Origin of the sequence: Candidatus Nitrohelix vancouverensis, from assembly GCA_015698305.1 — a bacterium.
Classification (GTDB): domain Bacteria; phylum Nitrospinota; class Nitrospinia; order Nitrospinales; family VA-1; genus Nitrohelix; species Nitrohelix vancouverensis.
The window spans coordinates 1,638,220-1,661,345 of record CP048620.1; the positions used below are offsets into that span (position 1 = coordinate 1,638,220).

Below are 23,126 nucleotides of genomic sequence, written 5' to 3' on the forward strand. Positions count from 1 at the left end.
GGCCGTCTGGCGATCCGCCACGCACTTGGACATCAACAGGCTGGGATTGGAAATTTGGAAGTAATATGTTTGTTTGAAAATAAAGGAAACGGAGACTCGCACCTTTGTGGATGGGCAATAGCGCGGATTTTGCGAGCGGGGAATGTTGCCTCAAGTCGAGAGAGTTTTGTTGCTGAGTTTGTATTGGCTGGGACTTAAAGCCAATCAGATACAGAAGAAACGAGCAAATACCGATGAGTAAAAGGGCGAAAGAAAAACCTTTGAAAGAAAAATTTTTAAAGGTGATTTCGTTTGCCGAAGGGCTCATGTTTTATAAACGCTGAAATTGATGTGTGATCAATGTAAATCAAGCATCACGGTTCTGGACAGCAAGCGGATGGTTGTTTTCATTACATTGTCCGCGGTGTGTCAATTGCGTGTTCTTCCAGTCCATAGACCGCGTAGAGAGAACGAACGATGATCATATTATTATGAAATAAGGGAGTGTCCATAACATATGTACCCAGGTCGATTTTCCAAACAACCTCGCCCGTAGCCGCATTGATTTTCAGTAGCCAGGTTCCAGAGCCAACATAGAGGTGACCATTTTTGTAGGCCGGTTTAGATTTCATCCCGCCATACCCTTTAATTTTCCAGAGCATTTTTCCGGTTTTCAGGTCCGATGCGGTGATGAATTCATCCCATGAGACGCTATAAACGACGTCGCCCACCACTTCAATTCCGTTGAGAATATTGGTGTTGGTTTCAATTTTTTGAACCAAGCTCCCATCATTGATATGCAACTGATAGATAGTACCGTCGATATCGCCGTAGATGACGGTTTTATTATGAATGACAGGGGTGGAATGAGAATGGGTCTTTCCTTGATAGGACCAGATGGATTGTCCTGTACTCTTGTCGACAGCATAGAATTTCCCCTGCCCTACAGTTCCAAGATACAAGGCATGTTCGGACTGTGCAATTCCGCTTACAGAGGGCGCTTCGTTGAATGACCACATGGCTGGAGCCTTTCCGCTCCATTCCTCCTTCTCGCGCTCAAAAAAATCAAAGTGATACTCCTGTCCCGCCAGGTGGTAACTTCCGTTATTGGGAGCGATGTGGTAAAAACGTTTTTCATCTATCAAAAATTTCGATTGAACATAAAATCCGACGGGAGAAAATCCCAATGTGTCCAACGTGTCCAGATTAATGAATCGAATTCGTTTGCGAACATCGTTCGGGGTGTGCTCAACGAGGAATAATAGATTGTCTCTAAGTGAAAAATATCCTGTGAAGTTCGGGTTTCCGTGGGAGTGTTCTAATTGTTTGCCCTCCCCGGTTTTAGCGTTTAACACCATTAAGACTTCATACGTCGTGAAGACGACATTGTTTTTGTAGCGCAAAAGGTGGCCTTGTTCGCGAGGCATGGTGCCGCTGGGAACCTTGCGCATCCATTTGATATTGATGGAGGGCAGGTGCTGATTGTTTTCGAAGATGCGTTTTCCCCGGTCCACGCTGTTCAATTCGCTGGATCTAATGAAGTTTTCATGTGTTGGGTTGTATCCCTTGCAGGCGATCCAAAACGCAACCATGAGCAAAGCGCCGAATAATACTGTCGAAACCTGGATCCAAAGTGGGTAAGGTTGCGCCCATTCTTGCAATTCCTTCTGAGGCGCGTTCAGCGACCAACGGTAAAAACGCAGGCAATATTTATAGATTTGAGACAGTCCTAATCCGCAGGAAAGCAGAATTGTTAAGTAGGCATATGGCGTGTAGCCAATTCCGCTTCCACCCATTCCCACCGCATAAATAGCGAATAAGGATGGGATTAAAAAATAAAGCGCAAATCTTATGTTTGCAAAAATTGCGAAAGGAAGCAAAATCAGGCCCGCGGTCGTGACAAGAAAAAAATAATTTGTGTAATGCTGAGGGATAACGCTGATGAGGCGAGGATGAACGTTTTCACAAGTTCCCGGCAATGCATTTCTTACGAAGTTGAATACATTATTAGGGGTGCGATTTTGCCATGCTTTTAATATTTCATCGGGATGGTCGGACGCATATTTAAAAAAGAAATCTCGGGAGTATTTTGCGTTAGATTCATTATTGGGGGCTTCGTAGAATTCGTTAGGGTAGAAATCTTTGGTTAGAAAGTAACTTTGTTTGACGACAGACATATCGTCGTACATAAACCCCATTGCATTATCTCTGTAGTCATTGCCAACATGAGTGGAAATGGAAACTGAGAAAAGAGAGGCTTGGTGCATTTCAAACTTTCCAAAACGATATTGATTGAGCGACATGTACAAGAGCGGCAAGCTCAAGGTGCTTATCAGCAATATCGAGATGGTTTTGAACGTACATTTTTTCAACCCCCACCCGCAAAAGATCAATGTCAAATATATGAATGGAACCAGTTTTAATTCATTTCTCCATAAAATGAATAGCCCTCCCAGCAATCCCCATAGAATTAAATCGCTTGTATTTTGCCGGTGAAATGCAAGGCGGTAAGACAGGATCATCAGAGCGACAAAAAACGCAATGAGCAATCCCCCCTGATTCTGCGCTGTCATATAAGTGAAAATCAAGTCTGGGTGGAGCGCTAGAAACGATACAGGAAGGAGCGGAAAAATCCATTGGCCCGGCAGGTCCGACTCTTTAAAAAGTTTAACCAGGAAAAAATAGAGCGAGATATTCCCAATGAATGCAATTGAGATCATTACGAATCGATAACTCAGCTCTCTATAGACCACCCCGTCTTCGGGAAAGCCCATGAATTTTGTGACTTCAAAAATTATTTTGAAAAAGGTGGGGATCCCGGGCGCGTAATTATAAAAAGGAAAAAAAAGAGGGTAGGTTTCCTCTCCCATCTTAAGATCCCAGCTTGTCCATTGATCGTTGCAGTACGAAAAACCCGGCAGGTAAATGGTTTTTAAAATAATCCAGGATTTGTAGAGGCCAAACAACAGGATGATGGCAAGCGCGATCAACGCAATATTTTTTTGCTGGAGTCTGTGGATAAAACCAGGAGGCTTTAATTCAAACTTTGCGTGCAAAAGGCAGAGGGGACCGACGACGATAAATGTTAGAACGCTTGAAAGAAATAAGAGACGGTACAAGCGCGACCAGCCATTATGATCCCATCCATCCTTTGAGTTAAAGGTGTCGGTTAAATGACTGCCGATGGAAAGATCCACTTTAATTTGATTAAGATCTTGCGGATTTTTTGCCGTGATAGTCAGATAGAATGAATCATGAGACCATGAAAAAAAATCGAAATTGCCGCTTTGGGTGACTGATGTTTTTTGAGGGTTCCAGATCTCAATTGAATCGAGGGTTGGACCATAAAGACTTCCTCCTTTGATTTCCATGCGCAAAGGCAAGGTCTGAAATTGGGGAAGTCTGATCTGAACCTGACTGTATAGAAAACGGAAGGATGCGTTTGACGAGAGCGGCAATTTTGCCACAAACTTGTTTTTGGCGGCTGTGAATAAATGTAGATCGTTGATGTTCTGTTGAGGAAAGGGCGAAATTAAAGGGCGATAATAGTAAAATATAAATAAAAACGAAATGATTGCAAATACGAATATGAGTGCAGGGAATTGTAAGGATCTATGCCATCTTGTACCGTTTCTGAGAAACGACATCCCTTGAAACATTATGCGTCGCCTACTTGTATGCTGACAAATTGATAGGTGGGCATCATGAAATAATGGTAAGTTTTTTAAGTTAGAAAAGGATATTGATGGAAAAACGGATAGTTGAACGCCATCTGGGCAGAGGTAAATGCGGTAGCTATCGCCAGTTTGGCTAAGCACATTTTAATAAGAAATGTGAGTTTGTCCATAATTATCTTACGGACTGTTTTCCATCGGGGCTTACTGCTGAGCTGATAATGAAATCGAAAGAATGATCTGACCGTTTTTCAAAGACCCCGTTAAACAATTATTGAGGGATACGCTATTTTTTCTCTAAAACAAATTGTACGGTAGACGAATTAGAGACAATAGATTGAAACATGCTGATGGGTATGAAAAACAAGAGGAGTAGAGAGAAATAAGCGCTTCTGCCGTTGTTCAAGCGGGCCTTGAACAGGTTGTGTTGAATATAGTGCTGGATCGAAAGCGCCCAGTGAACAGGTTGTAACGTGTTTTTAATCTGACGTATTTTGAATCCAGATTTTTCTGCCAGTTGCTTAATGTTTTCCTCGTTTAAAAGATACAGGTGCATGGGTGCGCTGTAGCCTCCCCAATACTTGCCAAATAGTTTACAGTCCCATGAATTGATGTTTGGCGTCTCACCGACGATTAGCCCTCCTTTGTCTAATAATTCGTGACAGGATTGAAGGAAGGAGAGTGGATCGAGCACATGCTCTATGAGATTTTCAATGATAATCAGGTTGAAATTTCTTTGTGGGTAGGTCTCCGTATCTAGCAATCCATGATGAACTTCAAAGCCGTTTGCGCGGGCGCTTTGAACAGCGACTGCATTAAAATCCAATCCAAATATCTGTTTGAACCCTCTGTTTCTGAATTCTCCAAGCAAATCCCCTTTGCCGCAACCAACCTCTAAAATTTTTTCGCCGTTTGTGATGAATTGGGAATAGCGGATGACTTTGTATTTCCAATACCAGGCCTTTAATTTCTTGATTAAGAAATAATGATGGGATGTGAAGCCATGGTAATCGTCGGGATAATATTTCTTGATATCATCTAAATTCGGGAAAGGGTCTATTGTCAGCAAACCGCATGCATTGCATCGCGTGAAAGAAAATTTTCCCGGGTTGTTGTATTCCCAGTCGAGAATGTTTTGAACTGCAATTTCAAAACTATCTGATGAGCATAAAAAGCAAGCTCCACGATCATTAGACATTTTGGCTAATCGAGTGAATGGAAGGATTGATACATATTGGATATTTAGAGTCAGAGCGAATCAGGATATTTCAATTCGGAGCAGGTAATGCGAACAAAGATTATCACGCGTTACTCATTTGCGCCAGCCTAAATGTCCCGGCCTATGGTGGCTGTCCTCACTACGACCGTGTATTCTTGGCAGAATTTAATCTGGATCAGAAGGCCATGTGGCAATCATCCAGTCCGTAATTCTTCAACTCCATAGACTCCGTAATATCCTCGAATAAGAATCATTTGATCTAGGATCAAGGGAGTATCGTTGATGAACATTCCAAGATTGATCTCCCATAACACGCGCCCGTCGACGGGGTCAATTTTCATCAGCCATGTTCCTGCGCCCACGTAGATGGCTTTCTGGTGGGAGAGCGGCGTGGACATAACGGCTCCTCGCCCTTGAGTTCGCCAAATGATTTTCTCCTCTTGTAAATTCGCGGCTACGAAAGAGCCGGACCAGGAGCCAAGGTAGACAATGCCATCCTTATACTCAATGCCCTTGAACACTTCCATGTCAGCGTCTACTTGCTTGAGTAATTTTCCTGTCTGGATATCAAGCTGATAAATCATTCCTGTTTTGTCTGAATAAATCACAGAATCCTCGAGAACCACAGGGGTTGCATGTGAATTCCCTCGCCCCTGAAATTCCCAACGGATGTTGCCGGTTTTTTTATCGATAGCAATGAATTTCCCATCTTTCAGAGTCCCGGAAAAGATCGTATCGTTTGACAGCGCCAAGTTGCTCAGCGCAGGTAGTTCCTCCAGCAACCAGGAGCCATCAGCGGATCCAGATTTTTTGCCGGCTGAAGAAGTGTAGGAATGCTTGACGATATGATAGGTTCCCTTTGTAGGAGCGTTGAAATAAATGGAATGCTCATCGGCCTCTATGTTGGAGTAAATATAATAATTGGTTGGAGCCTGGTGTAATGTGTTTCCGGTTTCAATGTCGACGACTCGCAATACTTGTTCGCCCTTGTTCCCGTATTCAGCGATGAATAATTTCCCGTTATGAATGGTGAAAAATCCCTCGATGCACCCTGTACTGTGAGGGAAGGGTCGTTTGGAACTGATATGGCCGGTGGCCGGATCGATAATCACAAGATCGCCTGCCTGGTCAAAAATAGCTTTGTCCTTGTAGGGCAGAAGATGGCCGTCGTCAAAGGGATAGGTGACATAGGGGGCCGGATGAAACCAGCGGATTTGTAATGTGTCCATATGTTTGTTGCCATTATAAATCCGTTGCATGCGGTCTTGCTCGTTGATCTGGCTGGGGCTCATGTGGTTGAAGGCGATGGGATCGTATCCATTCATTCCTAAAATAATACAGACGTACAGAATCGCCGCTAGTATGACGACGGCTCCATTTGCAAGGGAAAGCTTTCGATGATTGACTGCGGCCTCATTATCTACTGAGAGGGTTTTCCCGGTCAGCAGGTAATCATAAAATCGGGAAAGTTGTTTCCAAACCCCAGCCATTCCCATGACGAGCGCTAATATGAAGGTCAAGAAAATATAAGGGAAATAACCGATACCGCTTCCAGCAAATCCGACGATTCCCAGTCCAAATACAGCGGGCAGGAGAGCAAATAAGGTCAACCGACCAAAAGACGCAATTGCAAAGGGCATGAAGAATAAATTGGCTCCAAGTAACAGCCATATGAAATGACCGCCGACGGGCTTAAACCATTTATCAAATCTTTGCGCCACGTTGTCGCACGCGGGCATTGCCTTGCTGACGACGCCAAATATATGTTGAGGGATCCTTCGGCTCCATGAGATCAGTAAATCTGAAGGGGTCGATAAAAGATGTTTGAAATAATACTGTTGCTGATACTTTGCATTTCCGGAATCGGTGGGGTTCAAATCCTTGTTCATATAATGACCCAATCGAGCCGTTTGACAGTCCCAGAAGATTATCCCCTTTGAATTATCGTTGTAGCCGTAGCCTATATTATTGATGGGGACGATAGAAAACTGACCGCTGTCATGCAGAGCAAATTTGTTATATTCATTCTTGTTGTAAAACATAATTGCAAGAGGTAGCAGTATTGTGCAGACAATCAGAGCGCTTCCTATTTTGAATGATCCCTTTCGATCTCCTCTTGCAATCAGAATCAAAGCGATCAAAATAAATGGAAGAATCGCTAATTCGTTTCTCCAGAGAATTGCAAGCCCGCCGATCATTCCAAACAGGAGAATGAATTTCCAGTCTGGCGATTCGCTCAATCTGTGAGAGACAATCAAAAAGGCAATGAATATTGCAGGGAATAAGCCCGCCTGAACGCCTGTATGAACGCCGGACGATAAATAGGAGACGATCATTTCTGGCCAAAGCGACAACATCGCAAAGATCAGTAAGGGAAACAGGCGAGCGCCGGGAAGTTTATTTTTTTTCCAGAAACGAACTGAAAAAAAGTAGAGAGCTATATTTGCAATCGTCGCGATTATGAATTGAACCACCCGGTGCGAGACTTCGTCATGGATCACATCTCCCGGTGGAAAACCCGCTTTTGCGGCCAGCCAGAAAATAGTCGAGTAGAACATGGCTTGACCCGGCGCATAATTGAAAAATGGAATGTGAGGAATATCTTTGGATCGAGTGACATGCAATACAGCTGTGGTCCAATGTCCGTTGCAGAAGGAAAATTCAGGAAGGTAGATGTCGACTAAAATGGAGTATGCAAGAAACACGCTCGAAGCAAGGATCGTCCAGAACAGGGTCAATGAGATGGCGTCTCGTTTCGATTCGCTAGGCGACCAGCCACGTATTTCACAAACTCTTGCCATGAGGCAGGTTGGGCCGAACAGAAGGTAGAAACTGCAAAGAGCAATAAAAACCATTAAATGCAATTTGCCGAGGCCAAATGTTTCCCAGGGGTCATCAGGGCGAAACAGGTCCGAAATGCGGTCTCCAATGATGAAATAGAACTTCAGCGATGAAAGCTCCTCTACATTATTGCCAGAGATCGTCAGAAAGAAGCTGCGATGTTGCCATGAGAAAAAGTCGAGAGTGGTGGTTTCATTCTGGGGTTCAGGGTTCGGGTTCCAGACAAGGCGTTCAGCCAATACAGGGCCCGATGGGCCGTCTCCTCTGATTTCAATTTTTATTGGGGTGGACTGGTGAGGCGGTAATTCCATCCTGATCTGGCTGTAAAGAAAACGTAAGTTGGAAAATACCGGGAAAGGAAGTTTGACGAGCTTTTTCTTGTCCGCAAATTTAAAAATTTTATAATTTGCGACGGTGGTTGGATTAATGGGTTCGTAGACAGGGCGAAAATAAATAACTAACAGAATCGTTACAGGTAGCAGGATAAAAAGTAATAGCGCAAACCATCGGACGACTTGCGCGATTATAGAAATTTTTCCAGGCATGACCTTTGCTGATTCTTGAGGTGGGTCGAGTGACATGGATAGCCGACCAAATTAGTTACAGCGCTTTAGATGAAGGGCTGAGGGTTCAAATACATGTTTTCAGGGTATCGAGGGCTTTTCCTGAATGCCATAGCTTGCATAAAGGCCACGGATAATAATGTACCCTTTTAATTAAAGAGGTGTCAAAAAATCAAGAACCCTCTGCGAATTGCTTACGTGTTCCCTGTGTGATGAGTCGATGGGATTGGCTCGTAGGGCGAACTGATACGGTTTTGATAGAAAACGAGAAGACATCGGCAGTGCACAGATTGAATTGCCTCGCAAGATTGACGGTGTTGGGAGGGGTTAACGTTCAAATCCTCTAACGCGATCCCGGACGGGTTCTACTATTTTTTCAATAGATAAAGCCAGGAAGACTGAAAAAATCAGGCATCCCACTACAATGGAAAAACTAATTTCAGGTTCAAGAATGAATATATGTTCGCCTAAATAATTCCGCGTCATTTCTATAATAAATGTATGAGAAATATAAAGTGGGTAGGATAAATTGCCAAGGAAATGGTCTATTTTAGACCGGCGCGTCAGCAAAAACAGGAAAGGAATCAGCAACATTACAGAAATATATATTATCCAAATGATCAGTCCATCTGCCCCCTGTTGATGAATCCAAACTTGACTGTTCTCCTTTCCCCAATAAACATCGTAGATGAATAACAACAATGCATGAGGCCATAACACCATTCCAAAGGTGGTCCACGCCGGGTTGTCTTTAACTCTTGAATAAATAATATAGGCAAGATGTCCCATCAAGAAAAAGACCATGACTCCTGGGAAAACAGAATACATCTGGAAAAGACCATAATTCCCCATCTCTGTTTCATAATATTCTGATTTCAGCCAGTACCGCCAGCCCAGACCCGCTCCTATCAGGCACAGGATCATCCATGTTTTAAGTCGATGGACTAAGGGTGTCAAAAGGTAGTACTGAAGTTCAATCCCTAAAGACCATGCAGGGACAATGATCAGATAATTTTCCGTAAACCAGGATAAATTAACAAATGAATAAAGTAGATCGGCTCCGAAAATTGATATGTTTGGAATTACGCTTAGGTATCCAATAAAATTTTGCCACGGATCATAGGGCGTATAGTTGCGTTGTATTAATGAGCCATAGAGAAAGTAGAGGAAGGCGATAAAGACTGCGGAAATCAGGGTTATATTTATTGGGAAATAAATCTCCCGGGTATTGTTGTTTTTTGTGATCAATCGGCCAAGTTTTTGAAACATTCTTCGCAATAAATTGTTTAGCCTGTTGAGAGGCTTATATTGAACAGGCGTTCCAAAATGCTCGGATAATGTGAATATGATCAGGTAAAAAATAAAACTCCAAATAAAAAAAACAAGCGCCATGGCGCTAAGGGATTCGAGGTCGTAATATTTTTTGCAGACCAGGTGCAATACAATGACAAAAATAAATGTGGGAAACAGGCGCAGGTATCGATTCGCATAGAAATTTTTAGGGGAGTCTTTGTAATCCTCAAACACCAATCCCATATAAAATCCCGAGATTGTAAAAAACATCATTACAGAGGAGTTGGAGTTGACCAGCGCATAGTCTCCAATTCCGTTGGAGGTGTGCACGATGCAAACAGATAAGGCTAATATGAGTCGGAGAATTCCCACTAATGGCTTCCTATATTAAGTAGATGCGACTGGCTGTAATCAATGAGCTTCCCTGCAATAGTGACCGGGCTTCGTGGTTGGGCTTAACATTAGGCTTTTAAAATCACTTTTCGAAAAGATGTCTCGGCAAGGTAATTTATAGAAGTACTTGTTCAATGCTAACTGCAGGATTTGGGACTTTTGGGGGTCTTCCTGGCGCCCGGTTTTTACTGGGGCGTCCTCCATGATTACAGTTTGCATCGCTGATGTCAGTTGTTTTGAGCGGAGTTCAATATTCGTAATATTGCTGTAATACGAGGCTAAATTTAACAAGACTGCAACAAATAGAGTGTAGCAGGAGAAACGAGTTTTCGCGCTGATATCCTCAGAGGAAAGTTTAACGGCGATTGTTAAAACAATGAGGATGAGGAAGCTGGTGGAGAAAATTCTATACTTCGAGTCAAGAGCGTGAGTTGAATTGTCGCTAACAAGCAAAGAGGCTTCCGAGCAGGCGACAAGAATTATGAAAAGCATGAAGTAATAAATGGCAGGGTTTGTAAGGTAGAATTTATTGCGGGTTAGAATTATGAAATAAATGATCGCCGTCAACCCACCCCATGGCGCAAACCAGCCGAAATAAGCATTATCAATTGAAAGCGTCGCGCCTATGAAAGAAAAAAAATGATATAAATAACTGACGGGGTGACGAAGGATATCGCCTACGCTCGAAACGATATCGGGCGCTCCAAAATAGAGGATGGATAATATTATAAGGAAGGCAGCGCCGGAACACAGAGTTACTGCAAGGATACGCTTGTGATGTTGTAAGAAATGAATTCCCAATACGATCATTACGAGAATGCCTGTATTGGAGCCAAGCATAGACAAACCGCCGAAAAAAAAGCTTCCAGTGATTGCCAGAGACAAGTGGTGATTGACAAAATAAAAGGCCCAGCCTGCGAAAACTATAATGCTGAAATACTGGGCGGCTTCAGCGCTATGGCTCATAAGCGCCCAATGTTGCATTTGGAACAATATCCAGGCTATGGTCGCTGGGAGAATGAGCCCCTCATGCTTTCGCGGTATGAGCATCACGAACAAAATAAACAAGCCTAACAGTAAGCTGTTGCTTAACAAAAGCGCAGTTTTTATGTTAAGCATAGGGTTGAAAATCTTTGCTACTGAAAAAACTAGTTTAGCCGGGGTTAAATGATGCTCGGAAGATGGAGGGATAAAAAGAGCGAGTTTGTCATGAATTTGCTCGGTCCCTTCCAGGCTCATGACAAAGGGCAGTATTTCCCAGTCTGAAGAAAAAGGGATGCCGACAGATTTCTGGTAAATGATGAAGAAAAACAGCTCTATCGGGGCCAGGACGAGCAAGATCAGAAGCGCTTTTAATTTTCCTTCCTGAAATTGAAGCTTCGCAATCGGGTCAATGATTTCTATTTGCTTGAGGCTTGGTTGCTTGAAAATAACTTTACTCCCTGGCGGAATAACAGAAGCAGTTGGGGAATCGTTTGGTGAATTGTCGTTGAAGATGAAGGATGAGAAATATCATTATCAATACGCATCACCTGAATGCGAATCTGAGGAAAGGGATGGTGGAACGACCCTGTTGAAAGAAATTTTACTATGTCTGGAGTTAGCTTGTCCAGTGCAGGTGGTATGTTTATACAGGAAAAACTATGCTGTAAAGCCAATCTGGTATGGATTAAAATTGAACTGGGGCTTCGAGCATTGATGTCAAATTGTTCAGATTGATGGTTATATTTTAACGCTTTAAATAGTCCCTTGCGAGGGAAGTTCTCCATGTTTTTAGAGACGAATGGAGCCAGTATAAACTAGCGACGAATTTAATTTTTTTGTCCGTTTTTTTACTAAAATTAACTGGGCTTGATTCTTTAGCTCAATATAGAATTTTTTTCAATTGGGGAACCTGTCATGTTTCTTGACCCTGAATTTTCTGAACTATGAAGGCAGAGGAACCCTCCACAAACCCTTTGTTAATCCTGGCGGGCGCGTCCGGCGGCCTGGGCCAGTCTCTTAAGCAGATTTACTCTGACAAGGGCTGGAGGGTCACTGAAATCAGTCGGGATTCCTGTGACTTTTCAAGTCCAAAAGCGGTTGAAAGCCTGGTATCAGTTCTCCTTCTCGAAAATACGAGACCGGATTTGTTCATCTATGCGGCGGCCTTGTCCGAAGCGGGTTATCTGGATGAGATAGAGTCAGGCGCTTTGCGTCGATCTTTTGAGGTTAATTTTCTAACTCCGGTACGTTTGCTTGAAGCCTTGCAGGCATCAGAGCTGGGCTGTCCCCGATTTGTATTCATTCACTCCGGCGCGGCGGATTTTCTGATCCCCGGATTGGCCCCCTATGCTTTGAGTAAACGCGCTCTGCGAGATTATTTGAATATTGCCGGTTTGGAGTCAGCGTTCCATCACACTCAAATTTTACAGGTTTGGCCGGGAGCGATGGCGACGGGATTGAATGAAAAAACTCGACTGCATGGCAGTTTTAAATTGCCCCGGGGCATGCAAGCGCGACCTCCGGAAGAAGTGGCTCTCAAGATTTATAATGCAGTGCAACAAGGCGCTGACTGTTTGCGCCTTTCCCCGGTTCCGCGGTTTCTTGGATGGTTGCAATCCGTGGCTCCCTGTGTGATGAACGCCTTGATTCGACTTCACCCCGGTCTCAAACGAAAGCTCTGAATACAGTTAAGTTATTTCGAAGAGCCGCGTTTCGTGGTAATATTTGGAAGGCGTTACGCGGTTTGACGCCGTGACGCGTGTTCTTTCCTTACACTTCCATCGACTCGATACGAGCCTTGTCAAAAAAAATAGAAGATTCCACTGATATTATTCTTGGCGCCGGTCCCACTGGATTGAGCGTGGGCCTTGGCGTTGCGCTGAGAAGCGCGAGTCACAACGCTCTGATTCTGGAAGCAAAGAGTCGCCCCGGCGGCTTGGCGGGTAGTTTTTACTGGAAGAACCATATTGTGGATTATGGTCCTCATCGTCTTTCCACAATCCTGGATAATGTGCGCGTTCTTGCCGAAGATTTATTAGGTCCCGATTGCTTGTTGAAAATGAGTCTGCATGGCGTTCAGTACAGCGGGAGACTATTCCAATTTCCTCCAAGGGTTATCGACTGGTTGTCTCCTGAATGCGTCTACCATCTCGTTTCATTTGGATTGAGTTATATCTGGGGGCATCTTGTGTGGATCACACGCCGCTTTGATACAGCGACTTTTGAAAGCATCATGATTCGGAAGTTTGGAAATCAGTTCTATAATAAAATCATCTACCCAATGGCGAAAAAGGTGTGGATTGAACCGCGCGATATCGACCCCAGTTTTGTCACACAGCGCTTTGCGTCGATTCACCCATTTGAAGTCATCAAGAAAATATTGATCCCAAAGCAGGAATTAAACCCGGCGGCATTTTATTATCCCCGGAAAGGCTTCGAGCAGTTGTGGCTGAATATCGCCCATCGCTTCGAACAGGAAGGCAACCACATTGCCTACAACACGAAAGCGACTCGCGTGGTTGTTCAGGACAATAAAATTGTCCGGGTTGAATTTTCCGGACCGGACGGCGATCAGGCGATTGAAGGAGACAATTTGAATGTCGTGTCAACCATTCCTGTCACAGGCTTGATTCAGATACTCGAAGGTTTCGAGCCGATTGATCGCTTGAAAGAATTGGCGAGTCGCTTGAGGTTTAAGTCGATGCTCCTGGTAGCGTTTGAATTTGATCAGCCGGAGACGCTCCCGTTTCGTACGCATATCTACCCCGAGGATGATTTTATTTTCAATCGTCTCTTCGAACAAAATCAGTACAGCCGCGAAACGGTCGAGGAAGGGAAGTCGGTTGTTGTCGCAGATATCACGGTTCTCCAGGGCGATCCTCTTTTTGAAAAGTCTGATCAAGAGATCATTGATCGGGTGAAAAAGGATATGGCAAAGCTACGCTATATCAAGAGCTGGAAAATCACCGATGCCTATGTAGGGCGGGTCGAGTACGCTTATGTGGTTCCCGATCTTGAGACCCGGAAAAGTTTTCATGAGATCACTCATATTTTAAAAAGTATTCCCAACCTGATCCTTTCAGGAAGATTTGGCATCGGCGAGTACGACAACAGCGATTATGCGATGGATCAGGGCCTTGCCATTGGAGCCATGTTGTGCGGCGAAAGCAGCAAGCTGGATTATTTGTTGACCTTGCACAAAACGAGAGGGCGCCCCATCGTCGGTTGAGTTTCAGCCAGCGCCGATAATTCCTCTCATCTTCAGCGCCCAGGATTATTAATTCCTTCCTTCACGATATGATGCGACGATTCTTCAAGCGTTTCTTGAGATGGTTGGGAAGAAGCGTTTATCCTCCCTTCCTTCCCTTTCAGGGGGCGAGCGTTAATGGGGCCGAACGTTATCTGGAAGATGTTTGGAAGGACGCTCCCTGGTACGCCGCTTTGGCGCATACGGGAATGGCGGTGGTTTTCAACTTCCTGCCGATTTTAATAATAAAAAAAATCAATTTGTTTGCATTCCTTTCGACTGAAGATCAGGAGCGGATGATCCTCGCGCTCATGGGTTCGCGCATCTATTTTTTCAGGCTTCTGGTTTATGCTCTGAGGGGAAACGCATTCGTCGCAATTTTAAGAGATCCTGAAGTTAGAAAAATTCTCCCTCCCTCTCCCCCCTTCAATCCGCCGCCCCCGCCGACGTTCGAATCAGGGCAAACTCAAGCCGATCAGAATCAGTTGCAGGAGGCGGATTATGTCATCATTGGGTCAGGCGCCGCAGGCGCAACGATTGCGAAGGAACTGGCGGAGAATAATAAGGATGTCTTGATTCTGGAGGAAGGCTCCTGGTTTCGCCGTCCGGATTTCAGCGAAGATTTGTATGGGGCGATCGCGCGCATGTTTCGGGATTTTGGCGTTCAAGCGGCCAGGGGACCATCCATTTTCCCGGTGCTTGAAGGACGTTGCGTGGGTGGGTCGACGGTCATCAACGGGGCGATCATTCATCGACTGCCGGAGTCTGTTCATGCAGAATGGCGCAGTGATGCGGGCATCGCGGAACGGTTGCCTTTTGAACAACTGGAGCGTCATGCCGATGCGATTGAAAAAGAATTGGGGATCGGCGCGAATTTGGAGGGTCTGCTTGACGATCTAGCGGTGGTTTCTGTTTTGAAAGCGATGGGTTGGGATTATAACGCAATGTTGCGTAATGCGCCGGGGTGCCAGCATAGCGGACGTTGCCTTCAGGGTTGTCCCTCTGGAGGCAAGCTGTCGATGGAAAATTCATTCATTCCACAAGCCTTGCGATCGGGAGCGCGGATTGCAACCGGTCGTAAAGCGCTCCGTTTGATGATGGATGGGTCTGTGGCGACTGGGGTGACGACTGAAAATGCGGAAGGGGGTGTCAGCTCCTACAGGGCCAGAAAAGCCGTGATTCTGGCAGGGGGGACAATTCAAACGCCGTTGATTTTGAAGCGGAGTGGATTGGGCGGGCCTCATGTGGGACGGCATTTTCAAAGCCACCTTGGAGTGGGTACGGTTGGCATTCTCAATGTTTCCGCCCGATCAGTGGAAGGGCCGCCGCAGGGAATCGAAATTTTCCCTCCGGACAATCGCGACGTCAAGCTGGCGACCCAATTGCTTCCCCCTGAGCTACTACTCGCTCGCTCGCCCGTCATGGGGCAAGATTTAGCGGAATTGATGCGACAGTGCGACCGGGTTTCGAGTTGGACGGGAAGCGTTCGTTCCAGCGCGGAGGGAAGCGTGAGTCCGGGGCTGTTCGGTCGCGCGTCCATCGAGTTCAGTCCAAGTCGCCAGGATATGGAAAACTTGCGCTATGCAGTGTGGCAACTTTGTAAATTATTGTTTCAGTTGGGGGCGGTCAGGGTATTTCCAGGCATTGCTGGAATCGCGTCTGAATTTAAAAACCCAGGAGAGGCCGATCAGGTCCTTGCGGCCTCGCTCGACCCTAAAAATTATTTCATGGGGGTGGGGCATTTGTTTGGAACCTGCCGTATGGGCTCGGACCCTGCGCTTAGCGTGGTGGGGCCTGATTTCCGTTTGCATGGGAAGCGCAATCTGTATGTTGCGGATGGAAGCGTTTTCCCGACCAATTTAGGCGTCAACCCGCAGTTGGCGATCATGACGCTGGCGCGGCATTGCGCGCATAATATTATCAGCGATCGTTCTTAAAAGACGGTCGTCCTACTTGCGCGGCGTTTCTTTAAACTGGCCGCATAGTTTGTCGAAGGCAGATCGGTTGAATATGCGATAGGGCAGGTGAATCTCTTTTTTTCTCAGCAGTTCCATGCGATCTCGCATCGCTTCATCTTCTTTGTTCTGAACCGCCTGGTGACGCTTCAATACCTTCTGGATGAGATTCTTGAAAAGATACAGGATCGGGGGCGCGTCCATGACAATCTCATTTACAAGTTCGCATTTGTAATCAGGATCGTCGGATGGATTGAGAATGCAGTTGGTCGCGACCGTAGAGTGAAGAAAAGGAATGCACTCGACCTGGTGGATTACATTTTCTGCAATCACCTTGCGAAATCCAAAAGTTTTCAGCGTTAAAAAAAAGAACACTCGGCGGACGGACTCGTAAACGAGAAAATCGTAAAAATGCGGAGAATCTTCTTCTTTTTCGACATGCAGGAGCGTGAAGGATTTATTGGTGTTGGGGTGCAGGTAGCCGACATGCTCAAGGTCAAAGGACACTTCCCAGCAAGTTTCAACGGAAGCCCTGGAATAAGTTTTAACAGTCGTATGAATTATGGGCACGATTCAAATTCTCTGAAAGCCGAGCGCTTCGCTGGAAGTTCCCGAAATAGATTGTGATTCCATCCATGTTTAATACTCTGGGTTTTAGAATACATGCAATTCTCCATCGACCAAAGCCGCCTCAAAGGTGGACAGCGATTTGAATTGATGATGATCGCTTTTAAAACGAGTGGTATCGAATTGCAGTCCATGCCAGGGGCAATGAAGAATTTCTTGATTATGATTCAAACATAACTGCGCCCCCATATGCGGACAAATGGAAGACACGACATGCAACTCAGGGTCTTTCCACACGATGACCTCAATTTTATCGTTGAGCCATAAGTATTCAGGCTCTGCGCCTATGTTTCTCCCATTCAGAGGGACGATGAATCTAGCTTGTTTCATATGAATTCTGGCGCATCAGATTTTTTCTAATTCGATGATCATGGAATAACCGCATAATCTTCCCAAGGGTTGCAACACCCATTCAACGGCTTTGATCAGATTATAACATTTGTCTGGAACCAGCGTTTTTAGCGACAGACCTCCAGAAAGGACATACCTTAGAGGCGCCTGCGCTTTCAGCCGACGGATTTTTAATCCGGGAAAATCTTTTTCGAAGCGTTTTCGATCTCTATAAAAAATAATCCAGGGCAGGGCCTGATTTGCGTCTGACAAATGACCGTCGCCTTGAGTTGTCCAGCCGGCTTGCGTATCAAACAGTTCATGGTGAAAATTTTTCAAAAGATAACGGGACCAGGGCGTGTTGTGTGGCTCGACCATGAAGACGCGGCCATGTTTTTCCAAACAGCGTTCGAGTTCCTCGAAAAACAGGATTGGCGTCTTGATGTGGTGCAATACGCCTAACAATAAAACGGACCGGATCGATTCGTCGCGGAATGGCAGTTGGGTGGCGTCCAACGCCAGATCGACCGTGGGGGTGAAACTGATTTCAGAAGTCAGCGCCGATGGAATGGTCTCTTTAAGAAAGCCGGAGCCTGAACCCAGTTCCAAAATAATGCCTTTGCCTGGGCATTGCATAGAGACGTTTGCAAATTCGAGATAGTAGTCTTCGTAAATTTTTTTTAAAAATGGTTTGCTTTGAATGATCGTTCGATGAATTTCCCGCGTAGAAAAATCGTTTAAATCTTTCAGGACCGCCGTTTCCTTGAGTCTGAGTTTGGAAATTCGTTTGCGAATCAGATCGGTCAGTGAATAGGTCATTTCAGGGAGCGCATGCGGTTAACGAAATTTGCTTTGCTGGTCATGACGTTTCGCAGTAGAAGAACTTTCAGGATAAGGGTGGGTGGACAGGTCTCTGTCGCTGGAAGTATACAGATCTTTCACCAGACGCAGGTAGCCTTTAGCTACATGCATGAACGATGGAAAGGTAACAGCTTTAGACACGCCGGTTTTTCTTAGACCAAGACGATAGGGCACCTCGGCGAATAAAATTCCCTGCTTCACCGTTCGAATCAAAATATCCGTCTGAAAGAAAAAGCTGGAGCTTCGATAGTCCAGGTCCACAAGAATAGATTTTCTATAAAGGACGGTGCCATTGGTGTAATTAAAATAAACCATGAAGGTGGTGTTGATGATGAACCGGTAAATCAGCGACAGCGCGTTCCTCGCCAGCGAGCGGACCTGTTTGTTGAAAACGAAGGGGATGACGATATCGACATGTTCGAGAAGTTTGAGGTATCGAAGAATCTCCCAGGGGTCGTTCTCGTTGTCTCCGGGGAACATGGTCACAATTTCTTTTTGCGCGTGATCGACGCCATCCCAGAAAGATGCGCCGATTCCTTGAGGGGAATCGTGGCTGATGAGGCGAACCCGGTCGGTATTATCGATGATCAAAGATTCTACGATTTCCTTTGTGCGGTCTGTGCTTCCGTCGTTGATAACAATGATTTCCCCATCCACTTCATAGTCGTCAAACGCTTCCAGAGTGTTTTTGACGGCGCGCATGATATTGGCCTCTTCATTCAAGGCGGGCATCACGACGCTCAGAGACGGAGTGGAAAAGGCCATCGTTAGGCTTTCGAAAAGGTTAAGGTCTCTAGCTGTGCTGTCATTACTTTCAAGAGCAGGCCTTTCTGGATGTGATGATCGTATCGATGATGCAGTGGCAAATTGAAAGATGGAGAATTTCTACCGGCCCATATTCCGGTGACGGCGCGTAAAAATTAATGTCTCCCATCGCTCTCAAGGGATTATCATCCTTGAAACCTGAAAATGTAATCACCTGACAGTTTTTTAAGCGCGCGGCCTCGACCCCTCTCAAAATATTTTCGGATTTTCCCGAACTGCTGATCGCAAACAGAATATCGCCAGGATCGGAAAACATTTCGATGGGTTTTTCAAAAACATGTTTGTAGCCATAATCGTTACTGATGCAGGTCAGCAGGGAGCTGTCGTTGAACGCCTGCGCTCGTACGCCGCCGTTTTTCCAGTAATCGGTGGACATGTGGCTGGCGATTGCGGCGCTCGCTCCATTGCCGATAAAAATTATTTTATGGCCCGCGTCGGATTGTTTGATGACATGCTGTGCGACGGTTTCAACGGCGCTGATGAACTCGATGGGCTCGCCTGCAGAGTCGGACGCTTGCAGGGAGCGCAGAGTGTTTTGGAGGCCTTGGAAATAACTTTCAATATAGTGTTTCATGGATACGCTGTTCAAGAGAGTAGGGAATGGATGAATTCGAGAAGCTCATGTTTTTCCACGGGTTTTTTATTTCCAACGATTTGAACCGCAAGCGCCCCGACGGCGTTTCCAATGAACGATACGAAGTCGAGAGGCATACCCTTTGCGAAACAGGGAGCGGTGAAGGAGAAAAACGCGTCTCCGGCGCCTATGGTGTCGATCACCTTTGTAGAAAAAATAGGGGTGCGGTTGACCTCATTATTGCTATCGATTCCAATTGAACCTTTTTTCCCCAGCGTTGTGATCAGGAATGAAGCGTCGATTTCCTGGCGAATCTGTTTTGCAATTCCCTCGATGGCTTTGTATTTTTGCTGAGCGGCCAGTCGTATTTCTGGTTCATCCAGACAAACGAAATCGGGGCCGCCGTATTTCGTTATCAGATTATATCCTGCATTGGCCGCATTTGTCTGCGTGTTTATTCCCAATAGCTTGCCGCTTTGCTTGACCGTTTCATAGATTTTATTATTGATAAACCCGTGACCAAAATCTGAAACCATCACTAAATCGTAGTCGGCGATCACAGCCGAGATGTGGTCTGTGATATTTTTTTCCAAGGCTCCGTTGATAGCGGAATCATTGATGAAATTTATTTCGAAGAGTTTTTGATTGAGATAGGAGTGGACGTATCGTTTTTTTACGATGGTCGGCGCATCGTCGCGAAAAAAGAATTTTGGAGAGATCTGAGGCTTCAGGTTCTGACGGACAAAATCTTCCCGGGAATCGGATTCGCCCAACAGACAAACCAGATGCACCTCGTCGCAAATGCCGGCGAGGTGATTGGCGATGGCAAAGGCTCCTCCGGCGAACACTTCATGGTCGAGGTATTTGTTAACCACCAGATTCGCTTTGCCCGCTTTGCCCAGCGGTTCGCAATAGTGGTATTCGTCGATGATTCCGTCGCCCAGTAGCATGACTTTGAGAGGTTGCAGGGAATTCAGATTGTCGACGATGTCCTGAAACGAATATTTTGTCTTGAACCGCTCGATAAACCGCCGGGTGTCTTCGGGATATATGTCCAAGAACTGGTTGATGATTTTTGAGGCGCTGAAGGATTGGCCCAGGGTTTCAAAGATTTTGCTTTGCCCGAGGTAGAGCTCTTTCTCGGCTTCAAATATTTTCTGATGAATAGTCTGGTCGCGCTCTTTATGGGCCTGGCCTTTGGCAAAAATATCGGGTTGCAGGAGTTGCACCGCGTCAAAAGGTTTTTCGTCGTCAACCACGCAGACATAATCGACCTGGGTCAGGGAGGCGACATTCAGGGCGCGCATGGATTCCGGGAAAACGGGGCGTCCGGGGCCTCTTCTGACGTCTTTGTCCTTGATCACGGTGACGACCAGTATGTCCCCCTGCGTTCTGGCAGAGTTCAGGTGCTGGATGATGCCGGGGTGAATGAGGTCGAAAACGCCGTGACTCTGGACGATGGTTTTACCGTCTTTTCGGAGGCGTTCAATTTCTGGAATCAGTTCGCCCAGCGCCCAAATTTTTTTGTTAGTTTCCATAGTTCAATGATTCTTTTCGGATGAAAGCTCCGATTACTTGAAATGCTCATTCAGAAGTTTGGTGGAGGAAAATACAATCTCATGGGTGAACCGGATTTCAGCGCCAATTTCCTTTAATACTTCCGCTTCTTTCTGGATTTTTCCAGTTTTATCTTCGAGTTTTTCGAATTCCTGACCTTTGACATAGATTGCGGGTTTGAGCAGGCGTATCGTTTCCTCTGCGGTGGCCCACTGGTTCAGGGCAACGTAGTCAACGCATTCCAGGGCGGCGATTGAATCCATGCGCAGGCGCTGGTTGAATACGGGGCGTCCGGGGCCTTTGTCGACAAATCCATCCGGCGTTACGGTGACGACGAGGATGTCGCCCATTGTTTTTGCGGATTGAAAATACTTGATGTGGCCCGGATGCATGAGGTCGAAACAGCCGTGACACAGGACGATCCGCTTGCCCTGATTTTGGAGCGGTTCAAGCCTTTCCGCGAGCGTTTGCAATTCGAGAATTTTCATTCAAGCTCCAGATGGTCTTTTGATGCGGACGGTCTAGCGATTCGTTTCCGCGTGGTTGATGGCGGTCCATAAAGCCGGAATGGTATCGGCGTGCCGGCCTTTGACATAAAAACTTTCCCCGCCGTCCGATACCGTTCGTACGAGCATGGTTTTCCAGGGCCTGAAGAAATAAGCCGGGTCTTCCCGCGAGGGTTCCCGATCGAAGTTTTCCGGCAGGTCGTGCAGGTCGCAAACCAGAGTGGCGAAATTCTTTATGACAGCGCCATTTTGGCTGGCGACGTTGCGGGCCATGCTCAGGGCTTTCAGGTAGACTTCGGGGGCCATGACGCTACTGCCAAAGTTCATGACCGCACCGCCTTCGAGATTTTGGATCACGGCGGCAAACTTCAGAAAATCATTATAGGACAAGGCGCCGGTGGCGGCTCCGTTGCAATTGGGGTGTTCGTGGATGATGTCGTAACCGATGCCCACATGCACAGTCGCCGGTATTTGGAGCTTGCAAGCCCAGGCGAACAGGCTGGTTTCCGCATGGGGTAGTTTTTCATCCAGTATGTTTTGCCCGACCGCTTCGCCCATGCCGATGGAATCATCCTTTCGGTAGGCTGTATTGATGATGTCGTTCAATACGCCGGTTTCCCGCCAAAGCCCAAACTCCCCAGTTTTGATATAACGCGCGACGCTCTCGGTGGTGGCGCCGATGCTTGCAAACTCGTAATCATGGATGATGCCCGCCCCATTCATCGCAAGGCAATTTAGATAGCCCCGTTTCATCAGGTCGATGAGATAATTTTGCACGCCGGAGCGAATGACATGCGCGCCGATCATTATGACATTGGCGCGTCCTTCTATTCGCGCTCGAACCATGCGTTTGGCGATCTGTTGCAGTTTGGGATGCACTGAATCGGCGTTCAACTCCTTCAGCGGAAGGATGGATTCCAATCCTAAATCATGCCGACGTTTTTCAAGCGGCTGGATATGAAGGGCTGATCGGTCAAATCGTGGTGAGGGCATGAACGATGAACAGGGTTTGGGATCGATATTGATTATTCAGGAAAATAAAAAACTGATTTCCCGGTTGACGATGTGGAATTTTAAAAAGGCGGTCGGTTCGCCGTGTTGATGCGACGTGGCGCACGGGAGCGTAGTCCATTTATGCCCGATTGCATCGGATTGTTATACTTGGAAAGATTGAAAAACTCGCTCACACGGACTTTGTACAGTCTTCTTTTCTGCTTTTTAATCTTAAAACATTCTGATTGTTTTGTGAACGAAAAGTTGATTTTGGGATTGGCAGGCCCGATACGATTTTTCCAGTGTGATGGGGAACGCTGAGTCGGGGGTCTGAATACGGGCGCCGTAGGTTTGCTTGAATGGATTTCTTGCTGTTTTGAATCAACTTGTATTTGCGGGACCTAGATGAGAATTCAAGGCGGGTTGTGGCGTGAAACTTTGCTTTGGCATTGTTTCTATTGCATTCAATGCTTTTTTGAAAGCTGAAAATATGGGATACTGTATTTGACATATCGCCCCTAAGGGTTCTTCTCTGACCGCGATGCATGGCGATACGGTGTTTTGCCGCCGAGGCAGATTTGTTTGTTGGTATCGCGAGAATTCAACGGCTCTTGCTGTTTATTGTCGCAGACACTTTACTAAATTGAAAATTTGCCGAAAATAAGTTGTATGGCTTTATTTGTAGTCCTTGGCGGTGAATCTGCC

General features: G+C 46.0%; 17 protein-coding genes. 4 read left to right on the top strand and 13 right to left on the bottom strand.

Annotated features, from left to right (window positions below; genetic code table 11):
• Positions 1-389: 389 nt before the first annotated feature.
• The 5 genes from G3M78_07710 to G3M78_07730 all read right to left on the bottom strand — a co-directional run bounded on the left by G3M78_07710 (position 390) and on the right by G3M78_07730 (position 11,300).
• Positions 390-3,797, bottom strand: coding sequence for a PQQ-like beta-propeller repeat protein (locus G3M78_07710; GenBank protein QPJ65278.1), 3,408 nt, complete (start codon positions 3,795-3,797; stop codon positions 390-392).
• 142 nt (positions 3,798-3,939) lie between these two features.
• The gene (locus tag G3M78_07715; GenBank protein QPJ65279.1) at positions 3,940-4,722 is read right to left on the bottom strand and encodes a class I SAM-dependent methyltransferase; all 783 of its coding nucleotides are present in this window, start codon (positions 4,720-4,722) and stop codon (positions 3,940-3,942) included.
• Between the two features lie 344 nt (positions 4,723-5,066).
• Positions 5,067-8,258, bottom strand: a complete 3,192-nt coding sequence (locus G3M78_07720) for a PQQ-like beta-propeller repeat protein (protein QPJ65280.1) — start codon at positions 8,256-8,258, stop codon at positions 5,067-5,069.
• A gap of 345 nt (positions 8,259-8,603) precedes the next feature.
• Positions 8,604-9,899, bottom strand: a complete 1,296-nt coding sequence (locus G3M78_07725) for an acyltransferase (GenBank protein QPJ65281.1) — start codon at positions 9,897-9,899, stop codon at positions 8,604-8,606.
• Positions 9,900-9,980: 81 nt separating this feature from the next.
• Positions 9,981-11,300 (bottom strand): hypothetical protein, encoded by a 1,320-nt coding sequence (locus tag G3M78_07730; protein QPJ65282.1) that lies wholly within the window; start codon positions 11,298-11,300, stop codon positions 9,981-9,983.
• Positions 11,301-11,385: 85 nt separating this feature from the next.
• On the opposite strand from G3M78_07730, the gene G3M78_07735 reads away from it, so the two are divergent.
• The 4 genes from G3M78_07735 (at position 11,386) to G3M78_07750 (ending at position 16,130) form a co-directional block, all read left to right on the top strand.
• Positions 11,386-11,661, top strand: coding sequence for a hypothetical protein (locus G3M78_07735; GenBank protein ID QPJ65283.1), 276 nt, complete (start codon positions 11,386-11,388; stop codon positions 11,659-11,661).
• Between the two features lie 229 nt (positions 11,662-11,890).
• Positions 11,891-12,628 carry an SDR family NAD(P)-dependent oxidoreductase gene (locus tag G3M78_07740; protein ID QPJ65284.1) on the top strand — a complete coding sequence of 246 codons (738 nt, stop codon included), beginning with the start codon at positions 11,891-11,893 and terminating at the stop codon, positions 12,626-12,628.
• A 77-nt stretch (positions 12,629-12,705) separates the two neighbouring features.
• On the top strand, positions 12,706-14,175 hold the full coding sequence (locus G3M78_07745) for an NAD(P)-binding protein (protein QPJ65285.1): 1,470 nt from the start codon (positions 12,706-12,708) through the stop codon (positions 14,173-14,175).
• Positions 14,176-14,243: 68 nt separating this feature from the next.
• The gene (locus G3M78_07750; protein ID QPJ65286.1) at positions 14,244-16,130 is read left to right on the top strand and encodes a GMC family oxidoreductase; all 1,887 of its coding nucleotides are present in this window, start codon (positions 14,244-14,246) and stop codon (positions 16,128-16,130) included.
• 12 nt (positions 16,131-16,142) lie between these two features.
• Here G3M78_07750 and G3M78_07755 read toward each other — a convergent pair whose 3' ends face one another.
• The 8 genes from G3M78_07755 to G3M78_07790 form a co-directional block, all read right to left on the bottom strand.
• Positions 16,143-16,718 (bottom strand): hypothetical protein, encoded by a 576-nt coding sequence (locus G3M78_07755; GenBank protein QPJ65287.1) that lies wholly within the window; start codon positions 16,716-16,718, stop codon positions 16,143-16,145.
• Positions 16,719-16,802: 84 nt separating this feature from the next.
• Positions 16,803-17,105, bottom strand: coding sequence for a Rieske (2Fe-2S) protein (locus G3M78_07760; protein QPJ65288.1), 303 nt, complete (start codon positions 17,103-17,105; stop codon positions 16,803-16,805).
• Between the two features lie 15 nt (positions 17,106-17,120).
• A complete protein-coding gene (locus G3M78_07765; protein QPJ65289.1) occupies positions 17,121-17,924 on the bottom strand; it encodes a class I SAM-dependent methyltransferase in 804 nt (267 codons plus the stop codon).
• Between the two features lie 18 nt (positions 17,925-17,942).
• Positions 17,943-18,731 (bottom strand): glycosyltransferase family 2 protein, encoded by a 789-nt coding sequence (locus tag G3M78_07770; GenBank protein QPJ65290.1) that lies wholly within the window; start codon positions 18,729-18,731, stop codon positions 17,943-17,945.
• Between the two features lie 49 nt (positions 18,732-18,780).
• On the bottom strand, positions 18,781-19,365 hold the full coding sequence (locus G3M78_07775; GenBank protein ID QPJ65291.1) for an SIS domain-containing protein: 585 nt from the start codon (positions 19,363-19,365) through the stop codon (positions 18,781-18,783).
• Positions 19,366-19,376: 11 nt separating this feature from the next.
• The gene (locus G3M78_07780) at positions 19,377-20,903 is read right to left on the bottom strand and encodes an adenylyltransferase/cytidyltransferase family protein (GenBank protein ID QPJ65292.1); all 1,527 of its coding nucleotides are present in this window, start codon (positions 20,901-20,903) and stop codon (positions 19,377-19,379) included.
• 33 nt (positions 20,904-20,936) lie between these two features.
• Positions 20,937-21,410, bottom strand: a complete 474-nt coding sequence (locus G3M78_07785; protein ID QPJ65293.1) for an adenylyltransferase/cytidyltransferase family protein — start codon at positions 21,408-21,410, stop codon at positions 20,937-20,939.
• 33 nt (positions 21,411-21,443) lie between these two features.
• Positions 21,444-22,421, bottom strand: a complete 978-nt coding sequence (locus tag G3M78_07790) for a hypothetical protein (protein ID QPJ65294.1) — start codon at positions 22,419-22,421, stop codon at positions 21,444-21,446.
• Between the last annotated feature and the right edge of the window lie 705 nt (positions 22,422-23,126).